This window comes from Ilumatobacteraceae bacterium, assembly GCA_033344875.1.
GTDB lineage: Bacteria > Actinomycetota > Acidimicrobiia > Acidimicrobiales > Ilumatobacteraceae > Ilumatobacter.
Genome location: JAWPMO010000001.1, coordinates 1260949 through 1279688, shown reverse-complemented (window position 1 = coordinate 1279688; position 18740 = coordinate 1260949). Strand labels below are relative to the sequence as shown.

Genomic DNA, 18740 nt, shown 5'->3' with positions numbered 1-18740 from the left:
GAGCGCGCCCCTACACTGCTGCCTCGCATGTCGAATCGCCCGACGATCGCATATCAGCCGGCACTCGACGGTGTCCGGGCGTTCGCGGTGGCAGCCGTGTTGCTCTTCCACGCCGGGATACCGGGATTCGACGGCGGCTATCTCGGGGTGTCGGTGTTCTTCACCCTGTCCGGCTTCCTGATCACGAGCCTGCTGCTGAGCGAACACGACGGGTCGGGCACGATCGACCTTGCCGGGTTCTACGCGCGGCGGTTGCGGCGACTCCTCCCCGCCAGCGTGGTGTGCCTCGTCGGCGTGGCGCTGATCGCCACGACGACCGATCTGTTCGACGGCGTGGCCAACCTCCGGGCGCATCTGCTCGGGTCGGTGTTCCAGGTCGCGAACTGGGTGTTCCTGGCCGGCGACGGCTCCTACCAGGACCTGCTCGAACGGACGAGCGGGACGTCGTCACCGCTCGAACACTTCTGGTCGTTGGCGATCGAAGAGCAGTTCTACTGGGTGTGGCCACCGCTGATGATGTTCGTGCTGGCCCGTGTGCCGCGCCGGCGCGGGCGAGTGGTCGTGGTCGGCGGCCTGGCGGTGCTGACGTCGATCAGTGCACCCGTGATCGCGCTCGTCTGGGGCGCCGATGCCGCATACTGGGCGACCCCGGCGCGGATCAGCGAGATCATCATCGGTGCGGCGTTGGCGACGGTGCTCGCCGGCCGAACCGCACCCGAGCGAGTGGCACCGTTGGCGCCGCTCGCGCTCGCCGTGCTGGTCGTGTGCATCGTCGCGTTCCCGTCGGCGGGTGGCCCGGCCTACGCGGGTGCGCTGCCGCTGGTGGCGCTCGTCTCGGCCGCCCTGGTCCTCGGTCTCCAGCAGCCGGGCCCGCTGCGCCGGCTGCTCGAACACGACGGCGTGGTGTGGGTCGGCAAGGTGTCCTACGGCCTGTACCTGTTCCACTGGCCGATCTTCGTGTTGGTCCACCCCGATCGGTTCGACTGGCCGGGGCCGGCGCTGTTCCTGGTTCGCATCGTGCTCACGCTCGCCGTCACGATCGTCTCGTACGAATTGGTCGAGCAGCCGATCCGGTCGGCCCGCGGCCGCGGCCCCAGGATCACGTTCACCACCTCGTTCGCGTCGACCGTCTCCGTGTTCGTGCTGGCTGTCGCGGTCGTGCCGAGTGGCATCGGCGAGTACTGGAATCCCGATGCCGACACGGTCGAGGCGGCGTCGATCGACGAGACCGACGAGCCGCTGGTCGGTCTGGTCGCGACGACCACGACGGTGGCCACGACGCCCACTTCATCGACATCACCATCCTCATCGACATCACCATCGTCGCCACCCTCGCCATCCTCGTCACCACCGGCGACGGCGAGCACCGCCACCACGCGGCCCGACGCCGACACGGCGCCGACCGTCGCGACATCGCCGCCGACGACCGCACCCGGGTCGGTCGCCGCGGTCGAACCGCTCCCCGAACTCGCGCGACCCGTCCGGATCCTCGTCACCGGTGACTCGACGGCCAATGCGTTCGGAACCGGACTCGTCAACTGGGCGGCAGCGAACCCCGAACTCGCCCAGGTCGAGGTCGTCGGGGCGCCCGGGTGCGGATTCCTCACCGGTGGCGAGCGGCGAACCGGTGACACGATCGGGCCGATCGAGGGTTGCGACCGTTGGCTCGAGCGGTTCGTGTACCCCGAGGTCGAGCGGCTCCGTCCCGACGTGGTGGTCGCGATGGTGACCTCGTGGGACCTCGTCGACCGGCGGTGGAGCGGTGAGGCGCTGCTCACTCCGTTCGACGACGAGTTCGCCGAACGGCTCGACGCCGACTATCGCACCCTGACGACCGCACTCGAGACATCGGGTGCCGGCCGAGTCGCGCTCGTACGGCACCCGATTCCCGACCCGTTCTGGTTGCCGCGCGTCGACGCACAGGAAGACCCAGCGCGTCACCAGGTGATCTACGACCTCTACGACCGCCTCGCCACCGCCGACGATCTCGTCGAGGTGGTCGCCCTCGACCGGTGGCTTCGCGATCAGCGCCTCGACCGCAGCGAGGATGTGCGCCCCGACGGCGTGCATCCGACGCCGGAGGCGGCGACCGAGATCAGTGAGCGCTATCTGGGGGACCGACTCGTCCGCATCGCACTGGGAGTACCGCAACCGTGACCGACAGCTTGTTCGACCATCCGGCAGATCGCCCCGACGCCGACGGTCCCGGTGGCCGTGTCGCCGACGCGGCACCGGTGACCGTCTACACCGACGGTGCCTGCTCGGGGAACCCCGGGCCCGGTGGCTGGGGTTGGGCCGTGGCCCCCGATGGTGAACCGTGCGGTTCCGGCGGCGAGGCGCGCACCACCAACCAGCGGATGGAGCTGATGGCGGTGCTCGAAGCACTCCGCTCGCTCGGCGTCGGCTCGGAGGCCGGGCCGGTCACCGTGGTGTCCGACTCCACCTACGTCGTCAACTGCTTTCGCGACGGCTGGTGGGTGAAGTGGAAGCGCAACGGGTGGAAGAACTCCAAGAAGGAGCCGGTCGCCAACCTCGACATCTGGCAGCCGCTCGTCGAGATCGTCCAGTCGGGCTCGGTGACGTTCCAATGGGTCAAGGGGCATTCGGGTGATCGGATGAACGACCTGGTCGACCGGCTCGCCGTCGCCGCGGTGCCCGCCGGCTCGTCTTGACGATTCCTTGAGTCGGCCCACCATCGTGCCGATATCCCCGGCGTGACGTTACAAACGCGTGACGAATGGCTACGGTGCGCGATCGTGCAGACTCCCCGCCGCATCGCCGCGCTGCTCGCGCTCGCCCTGGTCGGTACGGGCGCCCTCGCGACAGCGATGCCGAGCACGCCTGCGTCGGCCGCTCCGGGCGGCGACGACGAGGTGATCGCGTTCGAGGTCCGCGGCGTCGGCAACGGCCACGGCCGCGGGCTCAGCCAATGGGGTTCCTACGGGCGAGCGATCGACGGCCAGTCGTGGCAGGAGATCCTCGACGCCTACTACAGCAACACCGAGGCCGGCACCGCGACGAAGTCCGACCTGCGCGTCCGGTTGACCCCGTGGGACGGCGTCGGGACCGTCGGCGTGATCAGCCGCGACGGCAAGGCGGCGTGGAACGGTTCGACCGCGAAGTACACGTCGATGTACGCGGTCGAGGTGAGCCCCGATCGGTTCGAGGTGTACGGCGCGACGTCGGGGTACGGGTGCGTCGGGTCGTCGTCGTTCGTCGTGCCGCAGGTGTCGCTCACGAACGGCGACCGCGGGCAGAGCGTCACGCAGATGCAGCAACTGCTCTCGCACTTCGGCTTCTCGCCCGGCCCGATCGACGGGATCTTCGGCAACATGACCCAGGAGGCCCTGGAAGACTTCCAGGAAGCCGAGGGTCTGCCGGTCGACGGCACGTGGGACGCCGCCGACTGGAACCGGGCCGAGGAGCGGCTCGAAGGTCAGGACGCACCCCCGTGGACGAAGCTGACCGCGCAACCGGTCGACGGCCCGGTCCGGTTCACCACCCCGGTGAACCAGTCGTCGGCGGGCGCCGCGAACGTGTTGGGCGTGTGCGAGCCCGACGGCTCGATCACCCACTACCGCGGGTCGGTCGAATTCCTGCACACCGGAGACGGCAATCGGGTCGTCAACGAGGTCGACATCGAGAACTACCTGCGCGGGGTCGTCCCGAAGGAGTCGCCCGCATCGTGGGGCGACGCCGCCGGCGGCGCCGGGATGAACGCGCTGCGGGCCCAGTCGGTCGCCGCACGGTCGTACGCGCTCACGCAGAACCGCTACTCCTACGCGAGCACGTGTGACACCTCGTCGTGCCAGGTGTACGGCGGCTCGGCGGTGCGTCTCGATGCGGCGACGGCGAACTCGGTTCGCCTCGAGCACGACAACACCGACGAGGCCATCGATGACACCGGGGGCGTTGTTCGGGTGTGGCCGGGCTCGGGCGCGATCGTGTCGACCGAGTTCTCCGCGTCGAACGGTCCGACGACGGCCGGTGGTTCGTTTCCCTCGGTCGTCGACCCCTGGGACGACCAGCCGGGCAACCCCAATCACCGCTGGACCCGCATCATCGACGCCGATGCGATCCGCTCGCGCTATGGGTTGGGCTCGGCCAACGACGTCACGACCGCGACCGACACCGACTCGCCGTACGGCGGCATCTGGGCCAACGAGGTCCGGCTCGGGAACGGGACGACGGTCAGCGCCTGGGACTTCCGCAACGCCTTCGGGTTGAACGCGCCCGGCTTCGAGCTGGTGCCGATCCGACGGACCGTCACCGACGCGGTCGACTTCGCCTTCATCGGTGACTCCGTCGGCGTGAGCGTGGCGGGGTCCGAGTCCTCGGAGTTCCGTGTCGTCACGGAGGACGTCTTCGGCGACGAGACGTTCGATGCCATCTCGAGCCGCCGCACCCAGGGTGGCCACATCGTCGACGGGGTGTCGGCCGCGTCCGACGTCCCGGTCGGCACGGATCTGGTGGTGGTCGAACTCGGGTACAACGACGACCCGGGTTCGATGCCCGCTCGCATCGATGCCGTCATGCTCGCACTGCGCGAACGGCAGGTCGGCCTCGTGCTGTGGGTCAACGTGTCCGAACGTCGCACCTCCATGCCGTACCACCTCACGAACGCCGCGCTCGACGAGGCCGCTGCGGCGTGGGACGAACTCGTCGTGCTCGACTGGAACGCCGCGAGCAGCCATGCCGGCGCCGATCGCTGGTATTCCGATGGGGTCCACCTGACGTCGACCGGCCAGGCGGAGTTCGCCTTGTGGCTCCGGAACCGGGTACTCGAGATCGTCGCCGACGGCTACACGCCGCCGCGATCGCTGCTGCCCGGTCAACCGCTCCGCATCCCGGTGATGGGCGTCGGTGGGGTACCCGCCGAGGGCGCCGGCACCGACGTGGTGGGTGTTGCGTTGAATGTGACGGCGGTGGGTCCGGTGGGTCCGGGGTTCTTGCGGGTGTGGGCGTGTGGTTCGGAGGAGCCGGAGACGTCGTCGGTGAATTTCGTGGCGGCTGGTGCGGTGGAGCCGAATGCGGTGGTGGTGCCGGTGGACGAGTCGGGTGAGGTGTGTGTGTCGTCGTTGGTGGAGACCGACGTGATCGTGGATGTGACGGCGTGGTTCGAGTCGGGTGTGGGTGCGGCGTCGGGTCGGTTGGTGGATACGCGCGAGGGGTCGCGTGTGGCCGCGGGTGAGGTGTTGCGGGTGCCGGTGTCGGATCGGGCGGGTGTGCCGGAGTCGGGTGTGGTGGGTGTTGCGTTGAATGTGACGGCGGTGGGTCCGGTGGGTCCGGGGTTCTTGCGGGTGTGGGCGTGTGGTTCGGAGGAGCCGGAGACGTCGTCGGTGAATTTCGTGGCGGCTGGTGCGGTGGAGCCGAATGCGGTGGTGGTGCCGGTGGACGAGTCGGGTGAGGTGTGTGTGTCGTCGTTGGTGGAGACCGACGTGATCGTGGATGTGACGGCGTGGTTCGAGTCGGGTGTGGGTGCGGCGTCGGGTCGGTTGGTGGATACGCGCGAGGGGTCGCGTGTGGCCGCGGGTGAGGTGTTGCGGGTGCCGGTGTCGGATCGGGCGGGTGTGCCGGAGTCGGGTGTGGTGGGTGTTGCGTTGAATGTGACGGCGGTGGGTCCGGTGGGTCCGGGGTTCTTGCGGGTGTGGGCGTGTGGTTCGGAGGAGCCGGAGACGTCGTCGGTGAATTTCGTGGCGGCTGGTGCGGTGGAGCCGAATGCGGTGGTGGTGCCGGTGGACGAGTCGGGTGAGGTGTGTGTGTCGTCGTTGGTGGAGACCGACGTGATCGTCGACGTGACGGCCTGGTTCGACGGTGGCCTGCGTTCGTCGCCCGGCGAACGTGTGGTCGACACCCGCTACGGGGTCGGCCCGATCCCGACCCGCTGACTGCTCGGCGTCAGGTCGTGTAGTCGGCGTTGATGCGGACGTAGCCGTCGGTGAGGTCGCAGCCCCACACGGTGGCGTCGCCGCCACCGATGCCGAGATCGGCACCGATCTCGACCGTCTCGCCCCGCATGTAGATCGACAGTTCGGCCAGCCCGCCGTCGTCGACCTGGGTCGGGTAGACCTCGGTGCCGCCGAACCGGATCGTGACCCGTTCCTGGTCGATGTCGGTGTCGTCGCTGCACTTGCCGATCGCCATCGCGACACGGCCCCAGTTGGGGTCGGCGCCGTGCACGGCGGTCTTGACGAGCGGCGAGTTCACGATCGTCTTCGCGACCCGTTTGGCCTGATCGTCGTCGCGGGCGCCGGTGACCGTGACCTCGATCAACGTCTGTGCGCCCTCTCCGTCACGCGCGATCTGCTTGGTGAGGTCGAGGCACACGTCATGCATCGCCCGTTCGAACGCCGAGGCGTCGACCGGTCCGGCTGCGCCGCTCGCGAGGACGACCGCGGTGTCGCTCGTGGACGTGTCGGTGTCGATGCTGACGCAGTTGAAGGTCCGGTCGACCACGCGCCTGAAGGTTTCGTCGAGCTCGTCGCGTTCGACGAGCGCGTCGGTGAGGACGATCGCGATCATCGTCGCCATGTCGGGCTCGATCATCCCGACGCCTTTGGCGATGCCGACGACGGTCGCGGATGCGCCCTCGACGGAGCTGACGGCGACCTTTCGGACCGTGTCGGTGGTCATGATGCCGTCGGCCGCGGCGTCGGCCGAAGTGGCGGTCAGGGGCGCCGGCATGGCGGCGACACCGGAGCGGACGCGGTCCATCGGGTAGGGCCGGCCGATGACACCGGTCGAGGCGATCAGTACGTCGTCGGGTTGGCAGCCGAGTCGCTCGGCGACCGAGGCGACCAACTCGCGGGCATCGGACTCACCCGACGGCCCGTTGGCGACGTTGGCGTTCTTCGAGACGACCACGACCGCTCGGGCGGTGCCCGACGCCACGTGGTCGCGGCTGATCGTGACGCTCGGTCCGACGAAACGACTCTTGGTGAACACGCCGGCAGCGGCGGCGAGGCGGTCGGCGGCGATCACGACGAAGTCGTCGGTGTCGTCCTTGATGCCGATGTTCGCGACGTACGCGCTGAAACCCTGGGGGAGCGTGGTCATGCGCACTCCGCATCGAGTGCGGCGCGGATCTTGCGAAAGGCCCGGGCGACGGCATCGAGGTCGTCGGTGTCGAGGACGTCGATCATGCGGGCCCGGACGCTCGCCACGTGTGTCGGCGCCGCCGCCGCGAGTTGTGCGCGTCCGGCGTCGGTGAGGGCGGCGAGCATGACGCGGCGGTCGACCTCGGAGTTGCGTCGCTCGACCCACCCGGCCTTGACCAGGCCGTCGAGTCTGCGGGTCAGTCCGCTCGGCGAGAGCTGGAGCATCTCGGCCAGGTCGCACATGCGCATCTGGCGGTCGTCGGCTTCGGTGAGGTACACGAGCACCTGGTAGTCGCCGAGGGTCAGCTCGGTGGGTGTCAGGTCGGCCTCGAGCGCGCTCATCAGGTCGTCGTGCGCCTCGACGAACGACCGCCACGCGGCCATCTCGGTGTCGTTCAGCCATCGGACGTCGCTCATGACGACATCGTACCCAGGTGCAACTGTTGCGCTACGCAATCGGACGCGGCCGGCCGAGCACGGCATCGGCGCACCGACGCCCGGAGTACATCGCACCCTGGATCGACGCCGTGTCGCGGTGGTCACCACACACGAACAGCCCGTCGCTCAGCGCCACCGGCTGCTTGGGCGAGAACGGCACGGGCTGGATCGGCTGCCCGTGTTCGATGCGGTAGGTGTGGATGAGTTCCCATCCGTCGACGGCGGGCCCCCACCAACTGCGGAACGTCGTTCGGGCTGATCGTTCGAGGGCCGCTGGTGTCCCGATTTCGCCGGGCATCGCCGCGACGATCAGGTGACGACCCGGCGGCGCGTAGCTCGGAGCCACGTTGGTCATGATCGCCGCGTTGAGCACCGGACCCGGCCGGCTGTTGAGGACGACCAACCGTTCGTCGGTGGGGGCGTCCGGCGCCGAGAAGTAGACGGCGCCGACCGGTTTCGAGCCGGTGGCCGGCAGGTCGAGCAGTCGGGTCGCGGCCGGACCCTCGCAGGCGACGACGACGGCCGATGCCGCGATGTGCCCGTCCGACACGTCGACCCCGTCGCCGTCGATCCGCTCGACCGGCGAGTCGAGGCGGATCGCGCCGTCCGGCAACCGTGCTGCGAGCTGGTCGGGGATGGCTCGCATCCCGGACGCCGGGACCGCCGAGTCGCCGTCGGCGAGTGTGCGGAAAATGACGTCGAACATCCGGCGTGACGTGTTCAGGTCGGGGTCGAGTTGGATGCCTCCGAACAGTGGGCGGAAGAACCGTTCGATCGTGCGATCCGAGAAGCCGTCGGCGACCAGAGCCTCGCGCGTGTTCATGTCGGCACCCCGGAGGAGCGACGCAGGATGCACCGACCGCAGGCGTCGACGGAGCCGAGCGATGCGGAGTTTGTCGATGAGCGTCGCAGCCGGGCTCCGGACCGCGTCGATCGCCCGAGTCGGCGAGCGGAACGGGTCGACGATCACCGACGACGACTCGCCGTCGTGGATCAGGGCACCCGGATCGAACGCACGCAGGTCGAGCGCGTCGAGATCGAGTTGTCGGTGCGCCTCCGGGTAGGCGGTGAGCAGCACCTGGAAACCACGGTCGAGGAGGAAGCCGTCGACGGCATCCGTCCGGACCCGACCGCCCACGCCGTCGCTCGCCTCGAGCACCAGCACCTCGCGACCCGCGTCGTGGAGGGCGACGGCGCAGCTCAGGCCGGCCAGGCCGGCTCCGACGACGACGATCGGCGCGTCGCCGCGACGCGCCGGGGTCACCGGTCGAGTACCGCCCGGAGGGCGGTCGCGAGGTCGGGGTGGGCGAAGGAGAAGTTCTCGTCGGCACCGAGCACAGCAGCGTCCACGCGTTGGCCCTCGAACAGCAGGGCGTCGGCGAGTTCGCTGCCGAGGAGCAGCTTCGGACCGAACTTCGGGACGGGGATGAACGACGGGCGGTGGAGGACGTCGCCCAGGGTGTCGGCGAACTCGCGATTGGTGACCGGGTTCGGAGCGGTGAGATTGACCGGGCCCTCGACGTCGGCGGTCAGGAGGTGGGTGATCGCACGCACCTCGTCGGTGATCGAGATCCAACTCATCCACTGTTCGCCCGACCCGAAACGACCACCGGCGCCCACCTTGAAGAGCGGGAGCATCTTCGTCAGCGCGCCCCCCTGGTCGCTCAGGACGATGCCCGTTCGCAGGTGTGCGACCCGCACGCCGGCGCCGGACGCCGGCAAGGTGCCGGCCTCCCAGGCCCGGCAGATCTCGGCGAGGAAGCCGTCACCGCTGGGCGATTTCTCGTCGACGATCTCGTCGCCCCGGTCACCGTAGAACCCGATCGCCGACCCGCTGAGCAGCGTCTGCGGGCCGTCGTCGCCGAGTTCGGCCAGGACCCCGGCGAGCAGGGTGGTGCCGTCGACGCGGCTGTCCATCAGGGTGCGCTTGTACTCGTCGGTCCAGCGGCGGTCGCCGATGCCGGCGCCGGCCAGGTGCACGACCGCGTCGAGCGTGGCGATGTCGGCGGGATCCAGTCGTCCCGCACCGGGATCCCAACCGATCTCGTCGGCGGAGGCCGAACGTCGAACGATCGGGGTGACCTGGTGGCCGTTCGACCGGAGGTGCTCGCCGAGCGCGGTGCCGATCAGGCCCGAGGCCCCGGTGATTCCTACGTGCATGGCCCGACTGTACGCGTTCGCCGCGACCCCCAAACCTCGGGTCCGGGTCAAGTTCGGCGCCGAACGGGCCGATCCAAACAGCCAGCAGCGAGATGCGAGGAATGGATAGCGTGAACGAGATGCAGGACGACAGCCCCTGGAAACCGCCGTCGGAGCCCGGTCGATCGACCGATGAGTCGGCGGCGCCGTCGCTGCCGTCGCTGCCGTCGCCCGCGGCCGCCCCGCCGGTCGTGCCGGCATCGGCTGCGCCGATCGTCCCGCCGCCACCCGCTCCGACCGGCCCGGCGGTTGCGCCGACCGACTGGTCGCCGGCGGCCGAGCCGCTCGAGCCGGCCGATTCGGACGTCCTCGTCCGTTCGGGTGAGCCGCCGACCAGGAGCAAGCGCTCCAAGTGGCTCGTCGGAGGGGCGGTCGCCGCCGTGCTCGCCACGGGCGCGGCCGGCGTGTTCGCCGTCAGCAACCTCACCGGCGGTGCCCAGGGTGGCGCCGCGTCACCCGACGAACTGGGCCTGTCGCTCCTGCAGGCGATCGAGAACGAGGACGTCCTGGGCGTCGTCGACGTGCTGTCGCCGGGGGAGCGCGACGTGTTCCGCGACCCGTTGGTCGACCTCGTCTCCGAGCTGACGCGCCTCGAGGTGCTGTCGCCCGAGGCCGATCTGTCGCGCATCCTCGGCCTCGACGTCGAACTCTCGAACGAGCGCGTGTCGGCGTCGTCGACCAACGTGCCCGACATCACCAACATCGACCTCCGAGCCGATGCGGTGCTGACCTTCGACGGTGCCGAACTGCCGATCGGTGACCTGATCACCGACAATGTCCCCGACGACCTGATGACCGAGATGCGCGGCACCCGTCTCACCGAGACCGACGAGTTCGACGTCCGTCTCACCGCGGTCGAAGAAGACGGTCGCTGGTACTTCAGCGTGTTCCACACGATCGCCGAACTCGCCCGCCAGGAGGCGGCCCCCGGCATGCTCATCCCGATCCAGGGCATCGGGTCCGACGGCGCCGACACCCCCGATGCGGCCTTCGACGGCGTGCTCGATCGTGTCGAAGATCTCGACCTGACCGGTCTGCTGCGAACCCTGAACCCCGGCGAGGCGGCCGCCCTCCAGCGCTACGCCCCGCTGTTCATCGAAGAGGCGGAGGCGGCGCTGGCCGAGGTGCCGCTCGACTGGAGCATCACCCGACGCGAGTTCCGGGTCGACGAGTCGGGTGACACGGCCACCGTCTTCCTCGATGCGATCGCCGTCGAGGGCACCTTCGAGGACGAGCCGTTCTCGTTCGAGTTCGCCGACGACTGCATCCGCGCCGCCGCTGCCGGCGAGACGTTCGAGCAGTGCAACTCGGGTGTGTTCGAGGATGCCAACGGCCTGCTCGACGAAGCCCCCGCCACGAAGCAGCTGATCGAGACCGTGACCGACGCGTTCGCCGACATGGAGGAGTCCGGGCTCGAGATGCGGAGGTCGGACGGTCTCTGGTACGTCAGCCCGACCACCACGGCGAGCGAGGCGTTCCTCAACGTGCTGCGGGCACTCGACCGATCCGAACTCGATGCGATCATCGAGCAGGCCCCCGCCGCCGGCGAGGAGTTCGTCGACGCGATCTTCGGCAGCCTGAACAACCTGCCCGGCTCGTTCGGTGGTGAGTTCACCACCGACTTCGACGGCTCGAGCGAGCCGGTGGCACCGCCGGCAACGGTGGTCGTCGATGACGGCATGGGTGACGACATCGGTGACGAGATGACCGGCGACGCGACCACCGGCGGAACCGGTGATCAGGGTGCGAGCTCGTGGGAGGACTGCTACTCGGAGTCCGATCCCGACGTGGCCGCCGTCTGCTTCTGGACCGCGGTCGATGCCGGGGAGATCGACTCGTCGTTCGTCCCGCTCGCGCTGCGTCACCCCGAATGCGGGTACACGTCATCGTGGGCCGGCGAGGTCTATCAGTTGAGCGACGACGAGTTCATCGCCGGCGCCGAGGCCGCCCGCCCCTGCTTCCTCGACCTGGTCGAGCAGGGTGTCGTCGACGAGTGGGAACTGCCGACCGAGATCGCGTATCTCGAATGCTTCGAGGGTCGGAACTGGTACAACGAGTTCGACGACCCCGAGTACGACGAGCGCTATCTCGACTGCCTCGACGCGGCGTACGAGAACTGATCGGTCGCCGATCGCTCGGGTCTCAGGCCAACGCGTCGGAGATCAACGAGTCGAGCAGCGCCTCGTCGGCGGCGCCGAACAGGGTCTGGACCTCGCCGTCGGGACGGATGATCGCGATCGCCGGCTGTGTCGGGATCTCGAACTGGGCGAACACGTCGCCCGTCCCGTCGCCGATCTGTGGGAACGACAGGTCGTACTTGTCGATGAAGTCCTGGAACTGGTCCTCGGTGCCGCTCCAGGCGACGCCGACGAACTCGGCCTGACCGGCCCATCGTTGTGCTGCTTCCTCGACCGAGGGAGCTTCTCGATTACAGGTGCTTCACCACGGTGCCCAGAACCAGAGGAGCACCGGCCGACCGGCGAGTTCGCCGAGCTCGATCTCGCCGCCGCCGACGAGCGGGGCGGTGAACTGCAAGGCCGCCGGCACGGCGCCAGGATCGATCGCTGTCGCACCTGGCGCAGCGGTCGTCACGGCAGCGGGCGTCGGTGCATCGGTGGTCGGCGATGCCTCGGGGTCCCCGCCGCCACACGCCACGAGCAGCGTCGCTGCGAGTACGGGGAGGGCACGTCGGAACACGAGGAGCACGGTACCGCGGTCGAGGCGAGCGACGCCGTCACCTCGGGCGGTGTTTCGCGAACGTTTCCGCTCGTAGCCTCGTCCGCACATGAAGACACGAACACTGATGTTGATGGCCCTGGGCTGCGGACTCGCGATCATGTTGGCCGGAGCGGTCTTCCTGTTCCAGCTCACCGGTCAGGACGACATCGCGGCTCCGGTGGCGCTCGGCGAGTCGGCAGAGGTGGGCGACATGACGGTCGTCGTCACCGACGCCGTCGAGGACGCCGGCCGCCTCCGTGTGCTCGTGACCATCGGCGGCACCGACGACGACGACCCGACCGCAGCGTTCCGGTTGATCGCCTCGGGACGTCCGGTGGGGCTCGAGTCGACGACCTGTGCGGCCTCGTCGTCGGCACTCGCCGATTGTGCGATCGAGTTCGACGTCGCCTCCGCCGACGGGGCGTCGCGCGTGCTGTTCTACGAGCGTGGTGACGACCAGGCCCGCTGGGTGTTGGGCTGACCACCAGACAGCGGCGAGGGGCGTGCGTTACCCGTGGGTAGCGACGATACGGTGGCGTTCGTGAGTGATTCGTTCGATCTCGTCGTCATCGGTGGTGGCCCGGGCGGGTACGCCGCCGCGCTGTACGCCGCCTCCGCCGGCATGCAGGTGGCCCTCGTCGAAAAAGACGCACTCGGCGGAACGTGCCTCAACCGTGGGTGCATCCCGGCCAAGGCGTTCCTCGAGACGGCGGCGGTCAAGCGCCACGTCGAGCACAGCGCCGATTTCGGGATCGAGTCGAGTTCGCCGTCGGTCAACTTCGCGGTCACGCAGGAGCGGAAGCAGAAGATCGTCGCCGGTCTCGTCGGCGGGATCGCCGCCATGTGCAAGGGCCGCAACGTCGAGGTCTTCAACGGCGTCGGCTCGCTCGGCGCCGATCGAACCGTGTCGGTCGCCATGAACGACGGCGGGTCGGCGACCATCACCGGCACCAACGTGATCCTCGCCTCCGGCTCGGTGCCCAGGACGATCCCGGGCTTCGACGTGGGTGGTCCGATCATGACCAGTGACGAGGTGCTGAATCTCGACCACGTACCGCCACGGGTCGCCGTGATCGGCGGCGGCGCGATCGGCTGCGAGTTCGCCTCCACCTTCGCCGACCTGGACGCCGAGGTCACGATCCTCGAAGGGCTGCCCAAGATCCTGCCGGGTCTCGACAGCGACGTCACCAAGATCGTCGAGCGCAGCTTCAAGAAGAAGAAGATCACCATCAAGACCGATGTCAAGGTCACCGGCCACACTCCCGACGGGTCGGGCGGCACGACCGTGCAGTTCGGCGACGGCGAGTCGGTCGAGGTCGACGCCTGCATCATCTCGGTCGGGCGGCGTCCGTTCGCCGATCAACTCGGGCTCGAGGGCACCGGTGTCCAGGTCGACGAGCGCGGCTTCGTCGTCGTCGACGAGTACTGCCAGACCGGTGAGCCGGGTGTGTACGCCGTGGGCGACCTGATCAACACCCCGCAGCTGGCGCACGTGGGATACGCCGAGGCGATCCTCGTGGTCAAGCATGCGCTGGGCGAGGGCGCGATGCCGGTCGCGTACGACCGGGTCCCGTGGGCGATCTACTGCGACCCCGAAGTGGCGTGGGCAGGTCCGGGCGAAGATGCGGCCAAGGCCGCCGGCATCGACGTCGTGGTGGGCAAGCACCCGTTCAAGTTCAACAGTCGGGCCCAGATCGTCGGTCAGACCGACGGCATGGTCAAGATCATCGCCAAGAAGAACGCCGACGGCACGCCGGGTCAGGTGCTCGGCGTGCACATGGTCGGCCCGTGGGTGACCGAGCAGTTGTCCGGCGGTTACCTCGCCGTGAACTGGGAGGCAACGGTCGACGAAGTCGCCGAGTTCATCCAACCCCATCCCAGCATGACCGAGCTGTTCGGTGAGACGATGATGTCGCTCACCGGTCGCAGCATCAACGGTTGAGCACACGACGAATCGACAGTTACCACAGGAGCAGAGTTACCGATCATGGCTGATGTCACCCTTCCCCAGCTCGGCGAGACCGTCACCGAGGGCACCATCACACAGTGGTTCAAGAGCGTCGGCGACTCGGTCGCCGAAGACGAGCCGTTGTTCGAGGTGTCGACCGACAAGGTCGACACCGAGGTCCCGTCGCCGATCGCCGGCGTCGTGAGTGAGATTCGCGTCGCCGAGGGCGACACGATCGAGGTCGGCACGGTCGTCGCGGTCGTCGGCGACGCCGATGCAGCACCGGCGTCCGAGCCCGCCCCTGCCGCCGAACCGGAGCCCGCACCTGAATCTGCGCCCGCACCTGCACCGGAACCCGCTCCTGCACCTGCGCCTGCACCGGAACCCGCACCTGCGCCTGCACCGGAACCCGCACCTGCGCCTGCACCGGAACCCGCTCCTGCTCCTGCTGCGGCGCCCGCTGCGTCCGACAACCGACTCCTGTCGCCCGTCGTGCGGCGGTTGGTCAACGAGCACTCCCTGAACCCGGACGACATCGCCGGTTCCGGCCCCGGCGGGCGCATCACCCGCGAAGACGTACTCGACCACATCGACGCGGTCGGGTCCGCCCCGGCCCCGGCCCCGGCCCCGGCGCCTGCCCCCGCACCGGCACCTGCTCCCGCCGCCGCGCCGGCCCCTGCACCGGCAGCCGCGCCGGCGCCTGCCCCCGCACCGGCTCCCGCCGCTTCGGCCGGGCAGCGCGATTCGGTCGTCAAGCTGTCCAAGATCCGGCAGCTGACCGGTGACCACATGGTGATGAGCAAGGCGACGTCACCACACGCCTTCAGCGTCGTCGAGGTCGACTTCGCCAACGTCGACGCCACGCGTTCGAAGGTCAAGGCCGAGTTCAAGGCGGCCGAGGGCTTCAGCCTCACCTACCTGCCGTTCATCTCGCGGGCGATCGTCGATGCGCTCGGCGAGTTCCCGCACCTCAACGCGAGCGTGGGTGACAACGAACTGATCGTGCACGACTTCATCGATCTCGGGATCGCCGTCGACCTCGACTACGAGGGGCTCCTGGCACCGGTGCTGCGCGACGCCGAGACCAAACGGCTCAAGGCGATCGCCCGCGAGATCAGCGACCTCGCGAACCGGGCCCGCAACCGCAAGTTGGCACCCGACGAGATCTCCGGAGGCACCTTCACGATCTCCAACAACGGCTCGGCCGGTTCGGTGCTCACGATGCCGATCATCAACCAGCCGCAGGTCGGCATCATCTCGACCGACGCGATCGTGCGCAAGCCGGTCGTGGTCGAGGGCGCCGACGGCGGCGAGGCGATCGCGATCCACCCGGTCGGCAACCTCGCGATGAGCTGGGACCATCGGGCATTCGACGGCGCGTACGCCGCCGGCTTCCTCAAGATGGTCAAGGAGATCCTCGAGACCCGCGACTGGGGCGCTGAGATCTGACGATGGATACGGCACCCCTCCGAGTCAGATGGCTGGGCAGGGTGCCCTATCGCGAGGCGCTCGCCCTCCAGCAGGCCCTGTTCGACCCGCAGACCGGTTCGGGCACCGAGCAGCACCTGTTGCTGCTCGAACACGACCACGTGTTCACCTACGGGCCACACGCCCACCTCGACGACAACCTCCGCTGCGACCCCGCCGCGGTCGGGGCCGACTTCGTCGCGGTCAAACGCGGCGGCGACATCACCTACCACGGCCCTGGCCAGCTGGTCGGGTACCCGATCGTGTCGCTGCCCAACGCGAAAGGGTCGCTCGAACACGTCAGGTCGGTCGAGCAGCTGTTGATCGACGCGCTGACCGAACTCGGCGTGTCGGGCGCCGGTCGACTGCCCGAGTACCCGGGTGTGTGGGTCGACGCGGCAGGGGAGCGGCCGCGCAAGATCGCGGCGATCGGAGTCCGCCTCGCGCGGGGTCGGACGATGCACGGGTTCGCCCTCAACATCTCGACCGACATGGCGTACATGCGCGACCACATCGTCGCCTGCGGGATCGCCGACCGGCCCGTCACCTCGTTGGCCGAAGAGGGGATCGACGTCACCATGCAGCAGGTGGTCGACGTCGTCGCCCGACTCGCCGCGCAGCGGTGGGCCGACGGACGCGTCGAGCGCCAGGATGTCGCCTGGCACGAGCGTCCCGGCGATCTGACGCCGTTCTCCCGCGGCGAGGGGCCCGGTGAGGCCGTCACCTTCCGCCCACCACGATCACACGCCCGACTCGAACAGGCCGGTGTGACCGACGGGCTCTCGATCGAGACCCGCAAGCCCGACTGGCTGCGCCCCAAGGTGCACCTCGGTCCCGAGGTGATGCAGCTCAAGAAGACGATCCGCGACCTCGATCTCGTGACCGTATGCGAGGACGCCGGCTGCCCGAACCTCTCCGAGTGCTGGTCCGACGGCACGGCGACGTTCATGGTGCTCGGCGAGCGCTGCACCCGTGCCTGCGGATTCTGCCTGGTCGACACCCGTCGCCCGATGCCCCCGGCAGCCGACGAGCCCGTTCGTGTCGCCGAGGCGGTCGACCGGATGGAACTCGATCACGTCGTGCTCACCATGGTGGCGCGCGACGACCTGCCCGACGGCGGCATGGCCTTCGTGGCCGACTGTGTCGAGGCGATTCGTCTTCGCCGCCCGCGGGCGCGGGTCGAGACGCTGATCTCCGATGCGAAGGGGTCGCTCGAGTCGCTGCAGGCGTTATTCGCCGTGCGACCCGACGTGCTCAACCACAACGTCGAGACCGTCGCTCGGCTGCAACGTGCGGTGCGGCCGTCGGCCGGCTACGCGAGGAGCCTTGCCGTGTTGTCGCACGCCAAAGCGGCCGGGCTCGTCACCAAGTCGAGCATCATGGTCGGTCTGGGCGAGACCGACGACGAGATGATCGGCGCGCTCGCCGATCTCGCTGCCATCGGGTGCGACATCGTGACGATCGGGCAGTACCTTCGGCCGACCTCGCACCATCTCCCGATCAGTCGATGGGTCGAACCCGCCGAGTTCGAGCGCTGGAAGCGGATCGGCGAGGATCTCGGTATCGGACACGTCGAGGCGAGCCCGCTGACCCGCTCGAGCTACCACGCCAAGCAGGCGGCCGACCACGTCACACCGGTCGCGATCGGCTCCTGAACTCCTCCGCCCGGTCAGGTCTCGAGCGGGAGCAGCGCGTCGGCGGCGGCTTCCAGGTGGGCCGTCCACTCGTCGACACCGTGCGGCTCGTCCATCGGCAGGACGACGAACTTCGACGTGCCGACGTCGATGAACTGCCCGATCAGCACCTGCAGCTCGTTCCAGGTTCTCGGTACCAGCGTGGTCGGGTCGAGCTCGGGGCGACGCTTGGCGAGGCTCTCGAGCAACACCGCGGGCACGTGTCCCGTGGGGGAGTAGGGGATCAGCACGCCGTAGTGGTCGTCCTCGATCTCGCGGTCGTGCTCGGCGGCGACCTGTTCGATGATCGTCCGCCCCGACTCGGCGTCGGCCGGCGTGACGAACGACGGCAGCCAACCGTCGGCGAGGCGTCCGACCCGGCGCAGTTCCGACGGCGCGAAGCCACCGAGCCAGACGTCCATCCGGTCGGGGACGGGCTTGACCTTCACACCGTCGTACCGGTAGCGCCGGCCCTCGTGCACGACGGGTTCTCCCGTCCAACACTTGCGCATCACGGTCATCGACTCGTCGAACCACGCAGCTCGCTCGGTGCGCTCGACGCCGAAGGCCTGCTGTTCGATCGGATGCACCTGTCCGAGACCGAAGGCCGGGAGGATCCGTCCGCCCGACATCGTCGCGAGCGACGCGATCGCCTTCGCGAGGAGCACCGGGTTGCGTCCCGGGAGCACCATCACGCTCATCCCGAACTTCAGCCGGCTGGTCCGACCCGCCCCGTAGGCCATCGCGACGAGTGGATCGGGCGCCTCGCCGGTGACGCGCTCCGACAACCAGAGGCTGTCGAAAGCCAGTCGCTCGAGCTCGTCGACCACATGACCGAACCGATCGTCGTGCAACGTGGTGCGGGTACCGAGACCGAAGCCGATGCGAACCTTCATGGTCAGCGATCGTGTCACACGCGGTTCCGACTCACGCCGTCGAGACCCGCCGCCTCGCGGCTGCTGGCTACGTGGTGAGGGTGGAACGCGTGGCGTAGGCGGCGGGTGCTGCTGTGCGGGCGATCCGCCCGGTCTGCACCCAGCTGGTCACGAATCCGACCACGGCGACAGCGATCACGAACCGGGTCGTCGACACCTCGCCGATCGATTGCAGTGCGACGGCGGCGAGTACCGCGACCGTGCTGAGAACCAGCGCCAGTCGAATCGCCGCTGCGTAGGTCGTCCGCCGTACTTCCATGAGGAC

General features: G+C 69.1%; 15 protein-coding genes and 1 pseudogene. 8 read left to right on the top strand and 8 right to left on the bottom strand.

Features of this window, described 5'->3' with window-relative positions; all coding sequences use genetic code 11:
• Positions 1 to 27 precede the first annotated feature (27 nt).
• The 3 genes from R8G01_06090 to R8G01_06080 all read left to right on the top strand — a co-directional run bounded on the left by R8G01_06090 (position 28) and on the right by R8G01_06080 (position 5888).
• On the top strand, positions 28 to 2157 hold the full coding sequence (locus R8G01_06090; GenBank protein MDW3213544.1) for an acyltransferase family protein: 2130 nt from the start codon (positions 28 to 30) through the stop codon (positions 2155 to 2157).
• Positions 2154 to 2672 (top strand): ribonuclease H, encoded by a 519-nt coding sequence (locus R8G01_06085; protein MDW3213543.1) that lies wholly within the window; start codon positions 2154 to 2156, stop codon positions 2670 to 2672. Before R8G01_06090 ends, R8G01_06085 begins: the two co-directional genes overlap by 4 nt.
• Positions 2673 to 2756: 84 nt before the next feature.
• Positions 2757 to 5888, top strand: coding sequence for a SpoIID/LytB domain-containing protein (locus R8G01_06080; GenBank protein MDW3213542.1), 3132 nt, complete (start codon positions 2757 to 2759; stop codon positions 5886 to 5888).
• 10 nt (positions 5889 to 5898) lie between these two features.
• Here the strand turns inward: R8G01_06080 and argJ are convergent, their stop codons facing one another.
• Genes argJ through R8G01_06060 form a run of 4 tightly spaced genes read right to left on the bottom strand, consistent with a single transcriptional unit; the run spans position 5899 to position 9695 of the window.
• Positions 5899 to 7056, bottom strand: coding sequence for a bifunctional glutamate N-acetyltransferase/amino-acid acetyltransferase ArgJ (gene argJ, locus R8G01_06075; GenBank protein MDW3213541.1), 1158 nt, complete (start codon positions 7054 to 7056; stop codon positions 5899 to 5901).
• Positions 7053 to 7514, bottom strand: a complete 462-nt coding sequence (locus R8G01_06070; GenBank protein MDW3213540.1) for a MarR family transcriptional regulator — start codon at positions 7512 to 7514, stop codon at positions 7053 to 7055. Before R8G01_06070 ends, argJ begins: the two co-directional genes overlap by 4 nt.
• Before the next feature lie 31 nt (positions 7515 to 7545).
• On the bottom strand, positions 7546 to 8799 hold the full coding sequence (locus R8G01_06065; protein MDW3213539.1) for an NAD(P)/FAD-dependent oxidoreductase: 1254 nt from the start codon (positions 8797 to 8799) through the stop codon (positions 7546 to 7548).
• On the bottom strand, positions 8796 to 9695 hold the full coding sequence (locus R8G01_06060; GenBank protein ID MDW3213538.1) for a TIGR01777 family oxidoreductase: 900 nt from the start codon (positions 9693 to 9695) through the stop codon (positions 8796 to 8798). Before R8G01_06060 ends, R8G01_06065 begins: the two co-directional genes overlap by 4 nt.
• A 119-nt stretch (positions 9696 to 9814) precedes the next feature.
• On the opposite strand from R8G01_06060, the gene R8G01_06055 reads away from it, so the two are divergent.
• On the top strand, positions 9815 to 11854 hold the full coding sequence (locus R8G01_06055) for a hypothetical protein (protein MDW3213537.1): 2040 nt from the start codon (positions 9815 to 9817) through the stop codon (positions 11852 to 11854).
• Positions 11855 to 11876: 22 nt separating this feature from the next.
• Here the strand turns inward: R8G01_06055 and R8G01_06050 are convergent.
• Both R8G01_06050 and R8G01_06045 read right to left on the bottom strand, forming a co-directional pair.
• Positions 11877 to 12158 (bottom strand): annotated as a pseudogene (locus R8G01_06050) (redoxin domain-containing protein).
• Between the two features lie 15 nt (positions 12159 to 12173).
• Positions 12174 to 12431, bottom strand: coding sequence for a hypothetical protein (locus R8G01_06045; GenBank protein MDW3213536.1), 258 nt, complete (start codon positions 12429 to 12431; stop codon positions 12174 to 12176).
• An 88-nt stretch (positions 12432 to 12519) separates the two neighbouring features.
• Between R8G01_06045 and R8G01_06040 the strand changes: the two genes are divergently transcribed.
• From R8G01_06040 to lipA, 4 genes are read left to right on the top strand one after another with little or no spacing between them, the layout of a single operon-like run.
• Complete coding sequence (locus tag R8G01_06040; GenBank protein ID MDW3213535.1) at positions 12520 to 12933, top strand: hypothetical protein; 414 nt, start codon at positions 12520 to 12522, stop codon at positions 12931 to 12933.
• A gap of 60 nt (positions 12934 to 12993) precedes the next feature.
• Positions 12994 to 14394, top strand: coding sequence for a dihydrolipoyl dehydrogenase (gene lpdA / locus R8G01_06035; GenBank protein ID MDW3213534.1), 1401 nt, complete (start codon positions 12994 to 12996; stop codon positions 14392 to 14394).
• Positions 14395 to 14439: 45 nt separating this feature from the next.
• Positions 14440 to 15849: a 2-oxoglutarate dehydrogenase, E2 component, dihydrolipoamide succinyltransferase gene (gene sucB / locus R8G01_06030; GenBank protein MDW3213533.1), complete on the top strand. Its 1410-nt coding sequence runs from the start codon at positions 14440 to 14442 to the stop codon at positions 15847 to 15849.
• 2 nt (positions 15850 to 15851) lie between these two features.
• Positions 15852 to 17522: a lipoyl synthase gene (gene lipA / locus R8G01_06025; GenBank protein ID MDW3213532.1), complete on the top strand. Its 1671-nt coding sequence runs from the start codon at positions 15852 to 15854 to the stop codon at positions 17520 to 17522.
• A 14-nt stretch (positions 17523 to 17536) separates the two neighbouring features.
• Here lipA and R8G01_06020 read toward each other — a convergent pair whose 3' ends face one another.
• Together R8G01_06020 and R8G01_06015 are read right to left on the bottom strand one after the other, a co-directional pair.
• Positions 17537 to 18436: a TIGR03854 family LLM class F420-dependent oxidoreductase gene (locus R8G01_06020; GenBank protein ID MDW3213531.1), complete on the bottom strand. Its 900-nt coding sequence runs from the start codon at positions 18434 to 18436 to the stop codon at positions 17537 to 17539.
• A 67-nt stretch (positions 18437 to 18503) separates the two neighbouring features.
• The gene (locus R8G01_06015) at positions 18504 to 18734 is read right to left on the bottom strand and encodes a hypothetical protein (GenBank protein ID MDW3213530.1); all 231 of its coding nucleotides are present in this window, start codon (positions 18732 to 18734) and stop codon (positions 18504 to 18506) included.
• Between the last annotated feature and the right edge of the window lie 6 nt (positions 18735 to 18740).